Raw genomic sequence first — 17,271 nt, forward strand, 5'->3', positions numbered from 1 at the left:
GTCATGAAGCCGGAACCCGCCGAGTCGTCGACGCCTCGGCCGCCCATGGACCGCAGGGTCCGCCGCTCCCGGTCCGCGTTGATGCGGGCGGCGATCGCCCTGGTCACCGAGCGGGGCACCACCGCCGTCCCGGTGTCGGAGATCGCCGAGGCCGCGGATGTGAGCCGGCAGGTGCTGTACCAGCAGTTCGGCGACCGTGACGGGCTGCTGCTCCAGACCGGGCTCGACCTCGCCCGGCGCGAACTGATCGAGGGCCCCGCGTACGACCCGGCGGACATGACCGACCGCACCGGAGTGCTGGCCATGGCGCGGCACTTCGCGGAACACCGCGGCTTCTACCGCGCGATGTTCACCGGGTCCTGCGCGTTCGCCCTGAACAAGGCGCTGACCGAGCTGATCACGCCGGTCAACCGGGAGGTCGTACGCCGGCGGTACGGCACCCGTCTCGACCCCGAACTGGTCGACGACCTCGCCACGTTCCTCACCGGCGGCGCCTCCGCCGTCGTCAACACCTGGATCGTCGAGGGCGAAGAGCCGCTCGACCCCGAGGAGTTCACCGACCGGCTCCTGCGGATGGCGCCCGTGGTCGCCGCCGTGCCGGGCCGGCCCACCACGCCCGCACCGAACCAGGAGCAACGCCGGTGAACCTGAGCAGTCATCTCGTCCAGCGCGTACTGAAACTGCCCCCGCCGCTCACCCGCGACCTCGTCGTCGAGCGGGACCTACGGGTGCCGATGCTCGACGGGGTCGACCTGCTGGCCGACCGCTGGGCACCGCGCACCGGCGGCGAGGGCCTGCCGACCGCGTTGATCCGCTGCCCGTACGGCAGGCGGGGCGTCATCGCCCTCGGGGCGGTCAGGCCGTTGGCCGAGCGCGGCTACCAGGTGCTGATCCAGAGCACCCGCGGCGGCTTCGGCTCCGGCGGCACCCCCGACCACATGCGGCAGGAGCGCGCGGACGGCCTGGCCACCCTGGACTGGCTCGTCGAGCAGCAATGGGCCGGCGACGCGATCGTGCTGATCGGCACCAGCTACATGGGCTATGTGCAGTGGGCGGTGGCCGACCGGGTGCCGCCGCAGGTCAAGGCCATGATCCCGCACATGACGGAGTCGGCGCTGACCCTGGAGTTCCTGCGCGGGGACGGGATGTCGCTGCAGACGCCGTTCGGCTGGGGCGCGATGATCGCCCTGCAGGAACGTCCGTTCGCGATGGTCCGCCAGCCCTTCGAGCTGAAGGGAATCCGCCGCGCCCTCGACACCCTGCCCCTCGCCGACGCCGACCTCGCCGCCCTCGGTCACCGCTCCGACTACATCCAGGCCATCCTCGCCCACGACGCCGACGACCCGCACTGGGCCGCCCTCGATCACCGGGACCGGGTGGCCGACGTGACCGTCCCGGTCAGCTCGATCGGTGGCTGGTACGACATCTTCCTGCCCGGCCAGATACGCGACTTCACGACCCTCCAGGCGGCCGACCGGCCCGCCCGGCTGACCATCGGGCCCTGGACGCACACCTCGCTCGACAACACCCTGACCCGCGAGGCCGTCGAGTTCGGCCTCGCCCACGCACGCGGCGAACAGCCCCCGGAGCGCGCCCCGGTACGGCTGTACGTGACGGGGGAGGAGGCCTGGCGCGACTTCGCGTCCTGGCCGCCGCAGGGGTACGAGGGGCGGCGCCTCCACCTCCACCCCGGCGGGGCCCTGGCCGTCGAACCACCCACCGCGCCGCGGTCCGACGGGTACCGCTACGACCCGGCGGACCCCACGCCCTCGGTCGGCGGGGTGACCATGCCGCCCGGCGCCGGACGCGTCGACAACACGGCGCTGGAGGCCCGCCCGGACGTGCTCACCTACACCACCCCCGTGCTCGACGAGGACGTCGAGGTCGTCGGTGAGGTGAGCGCCGAGATCTGGTTCCGCTCCAGCCTGCCGTACGCCGATGTCTTCGTCCGGCTCTGCGAGGTCGACGCGCAGGGCCGCTCGGTGAACGTCTGCGACGGCCTGACCGGGCTGACCGGTGCCGACGAACTCGGCCGTGCCACCGTCCGGTTGTGGCCGACCGCCCACCGCTTCCGGCGCGGGCGGCGCATCCGGGTCCAGGTCTCCAGCGGCGCCTTCCCGCGCTACGCCCGCAACCCGGGCACCGGCGAGCCGCTCGCCACGGCCACGACCCTGCGGGCGGCCGACCAGAGCGTCCATCACGGTCCGGAACACCCCTCGGCGGTGATCCTGCCGGTGCGCGTAGCCCTGTAAACCGTGCGAACCCTGTGAGAACAAAATTGTTGACAATTCTGTTGGCTTAGATTTACGTTCGACAGGCACTCACTCAGGGAGGGCACGATGCAGGAGGAAGCCCGTCCGGGCACCGGGGAGCAGGCCAAACAGCTCGCGTTGGCGAAGCTGCGGCAGGCGATCCTGCATGGCGAGATGGCACCGGCCCAGCGGCTGGTGGAGAACGAACTCGCCGAGCAGTTCGGTGTGACACGGGCCAGCATCCGTGCGGCACTGATCGATCTGGAGGCCGAGGGACTGGTCGAGCGGATCCGTAACCGTGGCTCGCGGGTGCGGGTGGTGACCGTGGAGGAAGCGGTCGCCATCAGCGAGTGCCGCATGGCTCTGGAAGGGCTGTGCGCGGCGAAGGCGGCCACCCTGGCCACCGACGACCAGCTGGCCGAACTGGCCGACATCGGTACGGCGATGACCAAGGCCGTGGCCGACGGCGAGCCGGTGACGTACTCCGAGCTGAACCAGCGGCTGCACGCCCGCATCCGGGAGATCTCCGGTCAGCGGGTGGCGGTGGAGCTGTTGGAGAGGCTCAACGCCCAGCTGGTGCGCCACCGTTTCCAGCTCGCGCTGCGGCCGGGACGGCCCCAGCACTCCCTGGGTGAACACCTGGCCATGATCGAGACGATCACGGCGAGGGACCCGCGGGCGGCCGAGGAGGCCGTCCGCGCCCACCTCACGAGCGTGATCACCGCGCTGCGCGAATAGCGCGTCGCGCACGACGCTCCGGGGTGGCAGACAGGCCTGTTCGGCCTGTCCGGTCCGTCCACCGAGGAGATCCGACACATGACCGACGGCACGGCGCACGCCACCGCACCACCACGATCGACACTCGTCGTCACCGCGCACGCGGGGGACTTCGTGTGGAGGGCCGGCGGCGCCATCGCCCTGGCGGCCTCGCGCGGCGAGAAGGTCACCATCGCCTGTCTGACCTTCGGTGAGCGCGGCGAGTCCGCGAAGGCCTGGCGCGAGGGCCGGAAGCTGGACGAGATCAAGGAGATCCGCCGGGAGGAGGCCGAGAAGGCCGCCGCCACCCTCGGCGCCGGCATCGTCTTCTTCGACGCCGGCGACTACCCGCTGATCGGCACCCCCGAACTCACCGACCGCCTGGTCGCCGTCTATCGCGCGGCCCAGCCGGACGTCGTCCTCACCCATCCGCTGGAGGACCCCTACAACGGGGACCACCCGGCCGCCGCCCGGATGGCCCTGGACGCCCGGGTGCTCGCCCAGGCCATCGGCTACCCCGCCGAGGGAGAGATCATCGGCGCCCCGCCGGTGTTCTTCTTCGAACCGCACCAGCCCGAGATGTGCGGCTTCAGGCCCGAGGTCCTCCTCGACATCACCGAGGTCTGGGAGACCAAGCGCAAGGCCATGGAGTGCCTCGGCGCCCAGCGGCACCTGTGGGACTACTACACGGACCTCGCCGTACGCCGGGGCGTCCAGCTCAAGCGCAACGCGGGCCCCAACCTGGGCCTCGCCCACACGACCATGGCCGAGGCGTACATGCGCCCCTACCCGCAGGTCACGGGGGTGCTGGACTGATGGGCGGCGTGATCGTCACCAACCCGCCGAAGGCGCGGGCCGAGGACGTCGAGGCGATCGGTCGGTACGGCGTCGCCACGGTCCACGAGGCGATGGGCCGCACGGGCCTGCTCGGTACCCACCTGCGCCCGATCCAGCAGGACACACGGATCGTGGGCACCGCCGTCACGGTCCTCTCCTGGCCCGGCGACAACCTCATGATCCACGCGGCCGTCGAGCAGTGCGGCGAGGGCGACATCCTGGTCGTCACCACCACCTCGCCCTCCACCGACGGCATGTTCGGCGAACTCTTCGCCACCGCGCTCAGGCGCCGTGGCGTACGCGGCCTGGTCATCAACGCCGGCATCCGCGACACCGCCGAACTCCGCGCGATGGACTTCCCCGCCTGGGCCGCCGTCGTCAGCCCGCAGGGCACGGTCAAGGCCACCGGCGGCTCCGTCAACGTCCCCGTGGTCATCGGCGGCCAGGTCGTCCGCCCCGGCGACGTGATCCTCGCCGACGACGACGGCGTGGTCGTCGTCCCCCGCGAGAAGGCCCGGCGCACGGCCGAGGCCTCCGAGGCCCGCGAGCGGAAGGAGGCCGCCTCCCGCGCGGCCTTCCTCGACGGCCAACTCGGGCTGGACCGCTACGGGTTGCGCGAGACGCTCGTACGCCTCGGCGTGACCTACCGGTCCTACGAGGAGTACGCGGGCGAGGAGGCGGACTCGTGACGCCGTACGGGATGAACGTCGGCGAGCGCGGCCAAGTCGTGCGGCCGCACAGGGTGTACGCCGGCGGGGAGGCCCGGCCGTGACCGGGTGGCCGGAAGGGATCCGCTGCACGCTGATGCGCGGCGGCACCTCCAAGGGCGCCTACTTCCTGGCCGAGGATCTGCCGGCCGACCCGGCCGACCGCGACGATCTGCTGCTGAGGGTCATGGGCAGCCCCGACCCGCGCCAGATCGACGGCCTGGGCGGGGCCCACCCCCTCACCAGCAAGGTGGCCCTGGTGTCCGTGTCGGCCGACCTGCGGGCCGACGTCGACTACCTGTTCCTCCAAGTCGGCGTCGAAGAGCCGGTGGTGAGCGATCGTCAGAACTGCGGCAACCTGCTCGCCGGAGTCGGGCCGTTCGCCGTCGAACGCGCACTGGTGACCGCCGGCGAGCAGGAGACGTCCGTACGTGTCCGCATGCTCAACACCGGTGACCTCGCCGTCGCCACCTTCCCCACCCCCGGCGGCCGGATCGCGGTCACCGGGGAGGCGGGGATCTCCGGGGTGCCGGGGACGGCCGCGCCGGTGCTGATCGAGTTCCCGCGCGGCGGCGGCCCGCTGCTGCCGACCGGGAACCCCCGGGACGTCGTCGCCGGTACGGAGGTCACCTGTGTGGACAACGGCATGCCGACCGTCCTGATCCCCGCCACCGCCCTCGATGTCACCGGTCACGAGGCTCCCAAGGACCTGGAGGAGGCCCAGGCCCTCGCCGACCGGCTGCGGGAAATCCGGCTGGCGGCAGGCCGGTTGATGGGCCTCGGCGACGTCGAGCACACCACCGTGCCCAAGCTCAGCCTGCTCGCCCCGCCCCGGGACGGCGGCGCGGTCGCCACCCGCACCTTCATACCGGTGCGCTGTCACACCTCCATCGGCGTGCTCGGCGCCGCGAGCGTGGCGGCCGGGCTGCGCGTGCGGGGCGGCGTGGGGGAGGGGATCGCCCAACTCCCGCCCACCGGCGGCCGGTTGCGCATCGAGCACCCCACCGGCTTCCTCGACGTCGAGACCGACGTGGCGTACGGCGCCGACGGCAGCCCCTCGGCGAGCCGCACCGCCGTCGTCCGCACCGCCCGCAAGATCTTCGACGGCACGGTCTTCCCCCGGCCCGCCGACCGCTCCTTCCGCCCCTTCCGCTCCTGAGGAGTCACCGATGACCCCGCCGCTCGGCGACATCGCCCACCTCGGCCATGTCGAACTGCTCACCCCCGACCTCGACCGCAGCCTCTGGTTCTTCACCGAGATCCTCGGCCTCACCGAGAACGGCCGCTCCGGCGGCTCGGTCTACCTGCGGACCTGGGACGACTACGAACACCACAGCCTCACCCTCACCGCCCACTCCACCAACGGCATCCGCCGCACCGCCCTGCGGGCGTCCAGCGAGGAGGCCCTGCAGCGGCGGGTCAAGGAGCTGGGGAACACCGGGCGTTCGGGCCGCTGGGTCGAGGACGAACCGGGCATCGGCCCGCTGTACGTCACCACCGACCCCGACGGCCACGAGATCGCCCTGTACTGGGAGAGCGAGTGGTACGAGGCACCGGCCGACCTCAGGCCGGGGCTGAAGAACCAGCCCCAGGCCAAACCCGGCCACGGCGTCGGCGTCCGCCGCCTCGACCACGTCAACTTCCTCGCCTCCGACGTCGACGCCAACGCCACCTTCACCCGCGAGGTGCTCGGCGCCCGTCCCACCGAACAGATCGTCCTCGACACGGGGAAGGTGGCCGCCCAGTGGCTGACCTTCACCAACAAGTCCTACGACGTCGTCCACACCGAGGACTGGACCGGCTCGCGCGGCCGCCTGCACCACATCGCGTTCGCCACCGACACCCGCGAGGACATCCTCCGGGCGGCCGATCTCTGTCTCGACCAGGGCGTGTTCATCGAGACCGGCCCGCACAAGCACGCCATCCAGCAGACGTTCTTCCTGTACGTCTACGAGCCGGGCGGCAACCGCATCGAGCTGTGCAACCCGCTCACCCGGCTCGTGCTCGCCCCCGACTGGCCGCTCATCACCTGGACCCAGGAGGAGCGAGCCAGGGGCCAGGCATGGGGGCTGAAGACCATCGAGTCCTTCCACACGCACGGGACACCGCCGGTCGACTGACGGGCTCCGCTGACGGGCTCAGCCGAAGGGCCGCTCCGGGCCGGACGGAACTCAACTGTCGCCAAGATTGTTGACAAAGACTCTTGCTTGCGGCTGCCTAGCGTGTGGCTCACCCTCCGAGTTTTCCTGGTCCGAGAGCGTCGGCGTCTTCGGCCTCGGCCGCACCCTCGCCGGCATCGGCCTCGGCGGTCTGCTGCCGACCGCGATCAGCATGGTCTCCGACTACGCCCCGCGCGGCCGCGCCGCCCTCACCATCGGCATGCTGATGACCGCCCACCACGCCGGGCGGCATCCTCTCCGCGTACGTGGCCCTGTGGGTCGTGGAGCCCCTCGGCTGGCGCGCCGCCTTCTGGATCTGTGTGACCCCGCTGCTGTTCGTGCCGGTGCTCGCCCGGTTCATGCCCGAGTCGCTGGGCTTCCTGGTCGCCAAGGGCCGTCTCGACGAGGCCGGGCGGCTGGCCTGCCGCTTCGACGTCGACCTGCCCGCCGCGCGCGCCGGGAAGGCCCCCGCCGACCGATGCCGAGCGATCCCGAGAAGTCCCTGTCACCCACCGGCTGACCGCGGCGAAGGGCCGCTCGTGACCACCCCACGAGTCGACCCTTCGCCGCGGTGACGGCGTCCTACGACGCCCCCGCGCCGAACGCCCGCCGCACCCGCTCCGCGATCAGCGGATACACCGCGCGGGCCCTGGTCTCGTCCTTGGTGTCGTAGCCGTGGTCGGCGCCGCTGACGTCGTGGTGACCGACCAGGGATCCGGCCGTGCGCAGCCGGTCGGCGTAGGCCACGCCCTCGGCCTTGAGGAGGTCGTACTCGGCGGTGACGACGAAGGCCGGGGCGATGCCCTTGAGGTCGGCGGTGTCCGAGGGGTGCGCGGGCGAGACGAGGCGGTCGGCGCGCTGCTTCGGGTCCGGGACGTACGCGCTGTCGAAGACGTCCGCCATCCACGGGCGCAGCAGCGGCTTGGCGATGGCGGCCCGCTTGTCGCGGGCGGCGGTGGCGAGGTCGAGCGGCGGGTAGTGCAGGACCTGGAGGGCGATCGACGGTCCGCCCTCCTCCAGGGCCTGGCGGGCCACCGCCGCCGCGAGACCGCCGCCCGCGCTCTGCCCGCCCACCGAGAGCCGGGCGCCGTCCCAGCCGTGCTCGCCCCCGTGCTCGGCGGCCCACCGGACGACCTCGAACGCCTGCCGGGGCGGCGCGGGGAAGGGGTGCTGCGGGGCGACCACGTAGTCCACGTTGAGCACGGCCACACCCGCCTCCACGGCTATGCACCGGCACAGCGCGTCGTCCAGCTCGATCTGCGGCATGACGTAGCCGCCGCCGTGGAAGTTGACATGGACCGGCGGGGGAGGGGTGCCCTCGGCGTCAGCGGGCAGGTACAGCACGGCGCGGGCCGGGCCGTACGCGGTGGGGACGGTCAACTCGCGGGTGGCGCAGGCGTATTCGGGGAGGCGGGCTTGCCACGCTGCGGTGGACCCCGGACCGTCGGCTCGGCGGTTCGCCAGCGCCGCGAGCCGTTGCATCGCCTTGGCCGCGAAGGCGGCCACCGCCGGGCGGGCGAGAAGGGACATGGGGGCTCCGTTCGGTCGCGGGGGGCTGCCCCGGGGCGATGAACTTACTTGAGTCAGGCAACAAGATGGTAAAGTAGATCCCATGTCCCCATCACCGCTACCCTCCGACCCCGCCTCCCCGGAAGTGATCGAGATCGAGCGAGCCCTCACTCGCATCACCTACCTCAGCACCCGGGCCCGGGCGCACGAGCGTCTGATGAGCCTGGCCGGCGTACCGCTGGACCGTGCCGCCGTGGCCCTGCTGCGGCAGATCGCCGACTCCGAGCCGCTGCGCCCGGGAGAGCTGGCCAACCGGCTGGGCGTCGAGGCCTCCCACGTCACCCGGCAGGTCCAGCAGCTCCAGAAGACCGGCTACGTCACCCGCGTACCCGACCCGGACGACCGTCGCGCCCAGCGCATCGAGCTGACGGCGGTCGGCAAGCAGGCCATAGGCCGGATCCGCGAAGCCGGCGTCCGCGGTATGCAGATGGCGCTGGCCGACTGGTCGCCGGAGGAGCTCCAGCAGCTCGCCGGACTCTTCCACCGGATGGTCGACGACTTCCTCGCCCACGCCAACGAGCTCGTGGAGCAGGAGCCGGCGGCTTCGGTCCGGGCCGACTGACCCGTTCGAGGTGGGGTGCTCGGCTGCGGGTGGGTGGGACCGCGTGCGGCCACGACCCGCCCGCACCCGGCACACGAGCGTCGTCAGTAGCCGAGCTGCTTGCGTATGTACGGCGTCATCAGCGTCTTCGCCTTCGCGAGGGTGGACGTGCGAGCCCCCAGCACGGCGGTCTCGCCCCCGGGCACGGGCAGGAGGGTGAGTCCGTCGGCCGGACCGAGGGGCACGATCAGCGGGGTCCGCCTCAGCGGCCGGTACGGACGTGGTTCCTTGCGGTGTCTGCCCGAACTCCCCAGATAGGCGCGGATGTTGTGGGCGACGATGTCCGCCTGGGCGAACGCGACGGGGGAGATCTTCAGCTCGGAGACGTCGTTCACGTCACCGACCGCGAACACGTCGAGCCGGCCGTCGACCCGCAGCATCTGGTCGACCTTGACCTGCCCGGCGTCGTTCAGCCAGTCCCCGTGCCCGGCCAGCCGCAGCCAGAGGGTGTTCGGCGTGGTGCCGTTGGCCCAGAACGAGAGGTCGGCCTCGATGAGGTTGCCCCGGCCGTCCCGGTAGGTGCCGAAGTCGGGTCCGGGTGAGATGAACGAGTCGAGCCGCACCTCCACGTCGTGCGACTCCAGCCAGGTCAGGGCGCGCCGCCCGGCCCACTTGCTGCCGGTGGAGCCGAGCAGCTCCGTACCGGCGTGCGCGAGGGTGACCCGTGCGTCCGGCCGGGCCAGCCGGATCTCGGCGGCGAGCTCCACGCCGCCCGGCCCGCCGCCGACGATCAGGACGTGCTCGGCGGCGGCCACGCTCTCCTGGTGCGCGGCGAACGTCTTGGCCGCCTCCTCGGTGGTGGTGCCCAGGAAACGGGCCGGCTCCGGGTAGTCCGCGCCGGTCGCGATCACCACCACGTCGTACGGCAGCCGCTCACCCGTGGCGAGCCTCACCTGCCGCTCGCCGGTGTCGATGTCGATCGCCTTGCCCACCACGACACGGCCGTTGCGCAGCAGCCGGTTGTACGGGATGAAGGGTGTTGTCGTCCATGCCCTGTGCACGCCCGCGCGCAGCGCGGCAATGCGGTGGAAGAAGACCTCTTTGCGGTCCACGAGGGTGACCCGTGCGACCTCGTCCAGCTGCTTGGCGAGGCGGATGCCCCCGTATCCGCCGCCGATCACGATGATTTCGCCGTCAGGCACGCCGATTCTCCTGTGCTGTGTGGGGGGAGAGATGACGAGCGTAACGCTTGAAACTTAAAGCTATGGACGGAGTTCGTGTTTGTTGTGTGAAGCGACGACGGACGACACGAGTCATCTGCTGCCTAGGCTGGGGCCGTGACCGACAACGACCGGCCCCTCGCCGTATTCGACCTGGACAACACCCTCGCCGACACCGCGCACCGGCAGCGGTTCCTGGAGCGGAAGCCGCGTGACTGGGACGCGTTCTTCGCCGCCGCCCCGCAGGATCCGCCGCTGGACGAAGGTGTCGCGCTGGCACGGGAGAGCGCGCGGGAGTGCGAGGTCGTGTATCTGACCGGGCGCCCCGAGCGCTGCCGCCGCGACACCGTCGACTGGCTCGCCGGGCACGGGCTGCCCGAGGGGAGGATCTGGATGCGCCGCGACAACGACCGCAGGCCCGCCCGGCGCACCAAACTCGAGATCCTCCGCCGGCTCGCCCGTACGCGCGAGATCCGCGTCCTCGTGGACGACGACGAACTCGTCTGCGTGGACGCGGAACGCGCGGGCTTCACGGTCGTACGGGCGCGGTGGGCCGCCGGCTCCGCCGCGCTGAAGGTGGCGCAGGAGCGGGAGGGGCGGACCTGAGCGCCTGCCGTGACCGCCCGGTCAGTCGCTGTCGTCGTCCAGCCGGAAGCCGACCTTGAGGCCGACCTGGTAGTGCGCGATCTGCCCGTCCTCGATGTGCCCCCGGACCTGCGTGACCTCGAACCAGTCCAGGTTGCGCAGGGTCTGGGCGGCGCGGGCGACGCCGTTGCGGATGGCGTGGTCGACGCTCTCGCCCGAACTGCCGACGATCTCGGTGACCCGGTAAACGTGGTCGGTCATGCGGGTTCTCCTTGTCGCGTACTCCGCCGTGGCCGGTGCGCCACACATCACTCCACGGTGCCTCAGAGTGCGCGGGTCCGCGAGACGTCGGATCCGATCGCCCCGCCGCCCCCGAGGGGTGCGTTGTCGGGTGCGGGTGGGTGGGGGCTGGTCGCGCAGTTCCCCGCGCCCCTGAAAGACACGGCCCCTGCGGGCCGAAAAGCATGGGGCGCAGCCCCTGCTTTTCAGGGGCGCGGGGAACTGCGCGACCAGCCCCCACCGGACCCGCGCCTGGGGGTCGAAGGGGCGCAGCCCCTGGGGGATGGGACGGGTAGGGGCGGCGGGGGCGAGGAACCCGCTACGCCACTCCGCTCAGCGACAGCGCGAAGCGGCCCTCCTCATCCGTCCACCAATGCGTCAACTCCAGCCCGGTGGAGGCAAGTTCGGACCGCACGCCCTCCTTCCTGAACTTCGCGGAAACCTCCGTCCGCAACTCCTCCCCGGCCCCGAAATCGACCGCGAGGTCGAGCGCCGGGATCTTCACCGTCTGGGCCGTACGGGACCGCAGCCGCATCTCGATCCACTCGCACTCGGCGTTCCAGAGGGCGACATGGTCGAAGGCACCGGGATCGAAGTCCGCCCCCAGCTCCCGGTCGACCACGTTCAGCACGTTCTTGTTGAACTCGGCCGTCACCCCGGCCGCGTCGTCGTACGCGGCGACCAGCACCGCCTCGTCCTTGACCAGGTCCGTGCCCAGCAGCAGCGCGTCACCGGGCGCCAGCAGCGCGCGGACGGCGGCCAGGAACGCGGCGCGCTCCACGGGCACCAGATTGCCGATGGTGCCGCCCAGGAACGCCACCAGGCGCGGCCCGGGTGTCTCGGGCAGTGCGAGCCCGGCGGTGAAGTCGGCGATCAGGGCATGCACGTTCAGCCCCGGCCGCTCGGCGATCAGCGCCTCGCCGGCCTGCCGCAGCGCGCTCTCGCTGACGTCGACCGGCACGTACGTGTGCAGGTCCGGCATCGCGTCCAGCAGGTGCCGGGTCTTGTCGGAGGAGCCGGAACCCAGCTCGACCAGGGTGCGCGCACCGCTCGCCGCGGCGATCTCGGCCGCCCGGTCGACGAGGATCTCGCGCTCGGCCCGGGTCGGGTAGTACTCGGGCAACCCGGTGATCCGCTCGAACAGTTCACTGCCGCGCGCGTCGTAGAACCACTTCGGCGGCAGCGTCTTCGGGGTCCGGGTCAGGCCGTCCAGGACATCGGCGCGCAGGGCGGCGTCGGTGGCGTCCTCGGGCAGGGTGCGGGTGAGGAGGAACGGACTCACGCAGGGGGCTCCTTCGGACGTACGGGCGAGGTGTCGTCGTGCGGGCGGCTGGATTCCTCCAGCTCCTTGAGCGGGGTGAGCAGCACGTCCGTACGGCTCGCCGCGAGCAACGTGCGGTCCGGGACCTCCACCCAGTGCGGATCGTCGTCGTACGGCTCGGACGCCACGACCGTGCTGCGGCCGGGCTCGGCGCGATACCACAGCGTGTCGCCCCAGGCCGTCGCCGCGATGGTCTCGCCGTTGGTGAGCAGCAGGTTGAGCCGCGAACCGGGGGCCGCCCGGGCGACCTCCAGGACCGTGTCGGCCAGCGCCTGGCCCTCCTCGTCGCCCGCGCGCAGCCGGTTCAGCACCAGGGCCCACACCAGCGCGGAGTCGTTGCGGGCCTCCATCGACAGCACCTCGACGGCGGGCAGGTCGGCGGCGAGCGGCGCCAGGGACCGGGGCCACCCGGCGACCGCCCCGTTGTGGCTGAACAGCCAGGGCCCGGCCGTGAACGGCGCCGCCGCGGCCTCGTCGTCCGCGCCCGCCACCGTCGCGTCCCGTACGGCGGCCAGCAGCGCCCCGGTGCGGACGACGCGGGCGAGGTCCGCGAAGGACTGGTCGCCCCAGATCGGCCCGGCCCGGCGGTACCGCCCCGGCACCGGGTCGCCCTCGGCGTACCAACCGACCCCGAAACCATCGGCGTTGACCGTCCCGTACCGCTGCCGGCGGGGCGCCCACGACTGACGGAACAGACTGTGCGGAGGGTCCACCAGGACCCGGCCCAGCGCCGAATCCGGTCCGAGATAAGCGATGTGACGACACATCAGACGACCTCCGGTGAAGCGTCCCGCGCCGTGCGGAATCCGCTGAAGATCTGCCGCCGGATCGGATAGTCCCAGTTGCGGAACGTGCCCCGGCACGCCACCGAATCCACGGCGAACGCGCCACCGCGCAGCACCTTGTACTCGGGGCCGAAGAACACCTCCGAGTACTCCTTGTACGGGAAGGCGGTGAACCCCGGGTAGGGCAGGAAGTCGCTCGACGTCCACTCCCACACATCACCGATCAACTGCCGTACGCCGAGCGGTGATTCGCCCGCCGGGTAGCTGCCGGCCGGTGCCGGGCGCAGATGCCGCTGCCCGAGGTTGGCGTGCTCGGGCGCCGGGTCGTCGTCGCCCCACGGGTAGCGGGTCGAACGGCCGGTGACCGGGTCGTGCCGGGCGGCCTTCTCCCACTCGGCCTCCGTGGGCAGCCGACGCCCCGCCCAGCGGGCGTACGCGTCGGCCTCGTACCAGCACACGTGCAGCACCGGCTCGTCGGCCGGGACGACCTCGGTGACGCCGAAGCGCCGCCGCAGCCACTGCCGGCCGTCGCGCCGCCAGAACAGCGGCGCGTGGATGCCGTGCGCGCGGATGTGCTCCCAGCCGTCGGCCGTCCACCAGCGCTCGTCGTCGTAGCCGCCGTCGTCGATGAACGCCTGGTACGCGCCGTTCGTCACCGGCGTGGTGTCGATGTGGAACGCCGGGACGATCCGCCGGTGCGCGGGCCGCTCGTTGTCCAGCGCCCACGGCTCGGTGGAGGTGCCCATCGTGAACTCCCCGCCGGGCACGAGGACTTCGGTGGGCCCCGTGAACAGCGGGACGGGATCCGGGTCCGGCGCCGACAGCACGGCCGGTCCCCTGCGGAGCTGATGGGTGATCAGCATCGTCTCGTCGTGCTGCTGTTCGTGCTGGGCGATCATGCCGAAGGCGAAGCCCGCGTCGGTGAGCCGGGTGCCGTGGAAGTCGGCGCTCTCCAGCACGTCCAGGGCCCGACCGCGCACCTCGTGCAGATACTGCCGGGCCTCCTCGGGTGCCAGCAGCGGCAGCGAGGGCCGCTCGGCACGCGGATGCTCGAAGGCGTCGTACAGCCCGTCGATCTCGGGCCGCATCGCCTCCCGCCCGGCGACGTTACGCAGCAGCCACAGCTCCTCCTGGTTGCCGATGTGGGCCAGGTCCCACACCAGCGGGGACATCAACGGCGAGTGCTGCGCGGTGAGATCGGGCTCGTCCACCGCGGTCGTCAGGAGCGCGGTGCGGGCCCGGGCCGTCGTCAGCGCCGCCAGCGCGCGCTCCCGGAGTATGTGAGGGTCGGCGTCGGCCGTCGTGGCCGGCGTCTCGGGTGCGGTCATGCGGGGCTGTCCTTCCCGTGGAACAGGTCGAGCAGATCGTCGGCGGGGCAGCGGCCCCGGGCCACATAGCGGTCGGTGTACGCGGCGACCGCGTCCAGCACCTCGGAGCTCGCCCCGAGTCTGGGCAGCGCCTCGACCGCCGCGGCGAAGCAGACGGCCGCCGCCTCCCGCAGTTCGGGATCGGTGAGGCCGTCCCGCGTGGCCGCGTCCCACAGCGGATTGCGCGGCGGCGGCTGCGAACCCGCCCGCTCCGCGAGGGGTTTGACGGTCCGATAGGCGGTCTCGGCGGCCTCCGGGTCGTCGAACAGCGCCGTCGTCACGGCGAGCGGCACGATCCACCCGTCCTCGCCCGGCTGCGCGTCGATCATGCGGAGCTCCAGGTGGCCGCGCGGGCGCACCGGCGGGAACAGCGTCGTCAGGTGATAGTCGAGATCGGCGCGGCTCGGCGGGGTGTCGGACCTCGTCCACTCCCGGAACGTCATCGCTCCGGGCACACCCCAGGGGCCCTCGTCCGCCCGTACGCACATCACCGGCGCGTCCAGCACCAGCCGGGCCCACGCCCCGCGCGGGTCGCCGTCCAGCGCCGGGGCGTTCGTGCGGGCCGGGTCCATCGCCGCCCACAGCGCCTGCCGGGTCGAACGCCAGCCGGTGATCCGGCCCCGCGCCAGCGGCGAGTGCGCGAACGCCGCCACCAGCACCGCGCCGAGCTGGTGCGCGAGCCACCAGCGCCGCCGATGGCCGAGAGTGCCCGGCTCCTCGTGCCCGGCGTCGAGACACACCTGCACCGAGGCGGACGAGCACATCATGGCCCGGCCCTCGGGTCCGAAGCGGTCGAGATAGATCTCCATCGCGTCGTACCGGGGCTCGTGGAGATAACGGGTCGGGGGGTTCCAGGGTTCGTGACCGAAGCCGCTGATGCCGAGATCCGCCTCGCGCAGCGTGGCGCGTACGGCGGCGAGGTCGGCCGAGACGGACCCGACGCACTCCATCAGGGAGGCGGCCGGTGCCGAGCTGAGCTCCAGCTGGCCGCCGGGCTCGACGGTCAGCGGCGAGTTCAGGGTCAGGGTCCGCAGTGCGGCGTAGGCCGCTTCCAGTCGTGCGGGTGTTGCCGGGAGCCGCGGATCACGCAGCTCGTGGACGTGCCATTCCAGCTCGACACCGAGGGTGCGGGGTGGACCGGTCTTGAAGCAGATGCCCCGTACCAGGGCCTCCACCTCCGCCTCGGTGACCGCGGAGTGTCGCTCCGTACAGTCACTCAGCGAATCTGACATGTCGGGATCCTCCTGAGATGCCATCTCGTTGGCCAAGCCGCCGATCCGTTCCCGATGAGGGGCGGCCCGGCAATGCTCGTACCACCCAAAACCCTCGTGCCGCTTTCGCACAAGGGGGCACATCATGGCAATGCGGATCGACGATCTCTGTTTTTGTGAACTCCAGGCACCTCTTCCCGCTCCCGTACCGGGCCATTCCCACGAGAAAACTCCGTTGCGGTCACTCACCAGCATCGCCCAGGATGCGCCCATGAGCACGACGGGGGAGTACGGGCGGGCAGCGCCCGCGCCGCACATGGGGGCGACGCCTTGAGCGCACGCCTACGGGGAATCGCCCACGAGACCGAGAAGATCGTCGCGGCGGGCGGCTATCGGGCCCCCGCCGGCCACGACGTCTTTCTGGCGGTCGGGATCGAGACCGCACGGTCCGGCACCCGCCTGTACGGCCCGGACCCGGTGGAGACACCACGGATCGGCCCGGTGACATCGGTCATCGAGGTCACCGGCGAGAGCAGCCTGGAGGCCGCCCACCGCCTCACGGCCACCGACGGCCCCGTGGCCGTCCTCAACTTCTCCTCCGCCCGCAACCCCGGCGGCGGCTACCTCAACGGCGCCCAGGCCCAGGAGGAAGCCCTCTGCCGTGCCTCCGCGCTCTACACCTGCGTCCGCGAGGCCCGCGCGTTCTACGACCACCACCGCACCCACCGCGACCCGTTCTACACGGACCGCGTCATCCACTCGCCCGCCGTCCCCGTCTTCCGGGACGACCGAGGCACCCTCCTCGACACCCCGTACACCGCCGGGTTCCTGACCTCCGCGGCTCCCAACGCGTCCGTCGTCCTGCGGACGACGCCGGAGCGCGCGGCCGAGCTACCACGAGCCCTGGCCGTACGCGCGGAACGCGTACTGGAGACGGCGGCGGCCCACGGCTATCGGCGACTCGTGCTGGGAGCCTGGGGCTGCGGTGTGTTCGGCAACGACCCGAAGCAGGTGGCGGCGGCGTTCCGAGCGCTCCTCACCGAGGGCGGCCGCTTCGCGGCCCACTTCGAGCACGTGGTGTTCGGGGTGCTGGACCGTACGAAGGGCGCGGTGGTCCGGAGCGCCTTCGAACAGGAGCTGAGCACCGGGTCCTGAGGGCGCGGGGCTGTGTCGACCTGCGGCTCCGCCGCGTGGGCGCGACCAGCCACAGGCAGCCTGCAGACGGCCTACGGCCTAACGCCACCCATACCGTTCCCGCAGCCGGTGCACGACGGCGTTGAACCGCATCCGGTCCAACGCACAGGCCTCCCGCCGCATCCCGGCCTCATGCAGCCGCAGCACCCGATCCACAGCCACCCAGGAATCCCGCCCCGACCGATCCCACGGCCCACTCCCGATCGGCACCCACTCGCGGTCCCGGTCATGCCGCTTGCTGGACAACTGCACGGCGAGCAACGTCCCTGCGGCCTCCCGGGCCACCACGAGCACCGGCCGGTCCTTCCCCCGCCCGTCGTTCTCCTCGAACGGCACCCACGTCCACACGATCTCCCCGGGATCCGGATCCCCGTCATGCGCGGGCGAGTACTCGGTCCGCACCCGCCCGACATCACGGGGATCGGCTTCGGTGGTGGCGGTGGGCCCGTAGCGCCCGGGCACTTCTTGATCAGCGAAGGAAGTCACAG

The 17,271-nt window shown here is 72.1% G+C and carries 18 protein-coding genes and 1 pseudogene; 11 read left to right on the plus strand and 8 right to left on the minus strand.

Going from position 1 to position 17,271, the window contains the following annotated elements; all coding sequences use genetic code 11:
- Positions 1-3: 3 nt before the first annotated feature.
- The 8 genes and pseudogenes from OG272_RS42595 to OG272_RS42630 form a co-directional block, all read left to right on the plus strand.
- Positions 4-645, plus strand: a complete 642-nt coding sequence (locus tag OG272_RS42595) for a TetR/AcrR family transcriptional regulator (protein WP_328224484.1) — start codon at positions 4-6, stop codon at positions 643-645.
- Entirely contained in the window at positions 642-2,252 is a 1,611-nt protein-coding gene (locus OG272_RS42600) for a CocE/NonD family hydrolase (protein WP_327726666.1), read from the plus strand. Before OG272_RS42595 ends, OG272_RS42600 begins: the two co-directional genes overlap by 4 nt.
- Before the next feature lie 87 nt (positions 2,253-2,339).
- Positions 2,340-2,990: a GntR family transcriptional regulator gene (locus tag OG272_RS42605; RefSeq protein ID WP_326574386.1), complete on the plus strand. Its 651-nt coding sequence runs from the start codon at positions 2,340-2,342 to the stop codon at positions 2,988-2,990.
- Between the two features lie 78 nt (positions 2,991-3,068).
- The gene (locus OG272_RS42610) at positions 3,069-3,824 is read left to right on the plus strand and encodes a PIG-L deacetylase family protein (RefSeq protein WP_327726665.1); all 756 of its coding nucleotides are present in this window, start codon (positions 3,069-3,071) and stop codon (positions 3,822-3,824) included.
- A complete protein-coding gene (locus OG272_RS42615; RefSeq protein WP_327726664.1) occupies positions 3,824-4,534 on the plus strand; it encodes a 4-carboxy-4-hydroxy-2-oxoadipate aldolase/oxaloacetate decarboxylase in 711 nt (236 codons plus the stop codon). Before OG272_RS42610 ends, OG272_RS42615 begins: the two co-directional genes overlap by 1 nt.
- Positions 4,535-4,613: 79 nt before the next feature.
- On the plus strand, positions 4,614-5,711 hold the full coding sequence (locus tag OG272_RS42620; protein WP_327726663.1) for a 4-oxalomesaconate tautomerase: 1,098 nt from the start codon (positions 4,614-4,616) through the stop codon (positions 5,709-5,711).
- 10 nt (positions 5,712-5,721) lie between these two features.
- Entirely contained in the window at positions 5,722-6,672 is a 951-nt protein-coding gene (locus OG272_RS42625; protein WP_405895797.1) for a catechol 2,3-dioxygenase, read from the plus strand.
- A gap of 130 nt (positions 6,673-6,802) precedes the next feature.
- Positions 6,803-7,202 (plus strand): annotated as a pseudogene (locus OG272_RS42630) (MFS transporter); the annotation flags it as partial.
- Positions 7,203-7,293: 91 nt separating this feature from the next.
- On the opposite strand, the gene OG272_RS42635 reads toward OG272_RS42630, so the two are convergent.
- Entirely contained in the window at positions 7,294-8,241 is a 948-nt protein-coding gene (locus OG272_RS42635; protein WP_327726662.1) for an alpha/beta hydrolase, read from the minus strand.
- A gap of 82 nt (positions 8,242-8,323) precedes the next feature.
- Here OG272_RS42635 and OG272_RS42640 point away from each other — a divergent pair, with 82 nt between their 5' ends.
- A complete protein-coding gene (locus OG272_RS42640) occupies positions 8,324-8,842 on the plus strand; it encodes a MarR family transcriptional regulator (RefSeq protein ID WP_326574380.1) in 519 nt (172 codons plus the stop codon).
- 83 nt (positions 8,843-8,925) lie between these two features.
- Here the strand turns inward: OG272_RS42640 and OG272_RS42645 are convergent, their stop codons facing one another.
- Positions 8,926-10,023 carry an FAD-dependent oxidoreductase gene (locus OG272_RS42645; protein ID WP_326574379.1) on the minus strand — a complete coding sequence of 366 codons (1,098 nt, stop codon included), beginning with the start codon at positions 10,021-10,023 and terminating at the stop codon, positions 8,926-8,928.
- Positions 10,024-10,158: 135 nt separating this feature from the next.
- Between OG272_RS42645 and OG272_RS42650 the strand changes: the two genes are divergently transcribed.
- Complete coding sequence (locus tag OG272_RS42650; RefSeq protein WP_405895798.1) at positions 10,159-10,647, plus strand: hypothetical protein; 489 nt, start codon at positions 10,159-10,161, stop codon at positions 10,645-10,647.
- A gap of 21 nt (positions 10,648-10,668) precedes the next feature.
- On the opposite strand, the gene OG272_RS42655 is transcribed toward OG272_RS42650, so the two are convergent.
- The 5 genes from OG272_RS42655 to egtA form a co-directional block, all read right to left on the minus strand.
- Entirely contained in the window at positions 10,669-10,887 is a 219-nt protein-coding gene (locus tag OG272_RS42655; RefSeq protein WP_326574377.1) for a dodecin, read from the minus strand.
- Positions 10,888-11,224: 337 nt separating this feature from the next.
- Positions 11,225-12,187: an L-histidine N(alpha)-methyltransferase gene (gene egtD / locus OG272_RS42660; protein ID WP_326574376.1), complete on the minus strand. Its 963-nt coding sequence runs from the start codon at positions 12,185-12,187 to the stop codon at positions 11,225-11,227.
- A complete protein-coding gene (gene egtC / locus OG272_RS42665; RefSeq protein WP_326574375.1) occupies positions 12,184-12,993 on the minus strand; it encodes an ergothioneine biosynthesis protein EgtC in 810 nt (269 codons plus the stop codon). Before egtC ends, egtD begins: the two co-directional genes overlap by 4 nt.
- Positions 12,993-14,339, minus strand: a complete 1,347-nt coding sequence (egtB, locus tag OG272_RS42670; protein WP_327726658.1) for an ergothioneine biosynthesis protein EgtB — start codon at positions 14,337-14,339, stop codon at positions 12,993-12,995. The genes egtC and egtB overlap by 1 nt, the downstream gene beginning before the upstream one ends.
- A complete protein-coding gene (egtA, locus tag OG272_RS42675; protein ID WP_326574373.1) occupies positions 14,336-15,610 on the minus strand; it encodes an ergothioneine biosynthesis glutamate--cysteine ligase EgtA in 1,275 nt (424 codons plus the stop codon). The genes egtB and egtA overlap by 4 nt, the downstream gene beginning before the upstream one ends.
- Positions 15,611-15,919: 309 nt before the next feature.
- On the opposite strand from egtA, the gene OG272_RS42680 reads away from it, so the two are divergent.
- Entirely contained in the window at positions 15,920-16,744 is an 825-nt protein-coding gene (locus OG272_RS42680) for a TIGR02452 family protein (RefSeq protein ID WP_405895799.1), read from the plus strand.
- Positions 16,745-16,822: 78 nt separating this feature from the next.
- Here the strand turns inward: OG272_RS42680 and OG272_RS42685 are convergent, their stop codons facing one another.
- Positions 16,823-17,269, minus strand: a complete 447-nt coding sequence (locus tag OG272_RS42685) for a type II toxin-antitoxin system PemK/MazF family toxin (protein WP_405895800.1) — start codon at positions 17,267-17,269, stop codon at positions 16,823-16,825.
- Positions 17,270-17,271: the final 2 nt, after the last annotated feature.

This window comes from Streptomyces sp. NBC_00104 (assembly GCF_045160825.1).
GTDB lineage: Bacteria > Actinomycetota > Actinomycetes > Streptomycetales > Streptomycetaceae > Streptomyces.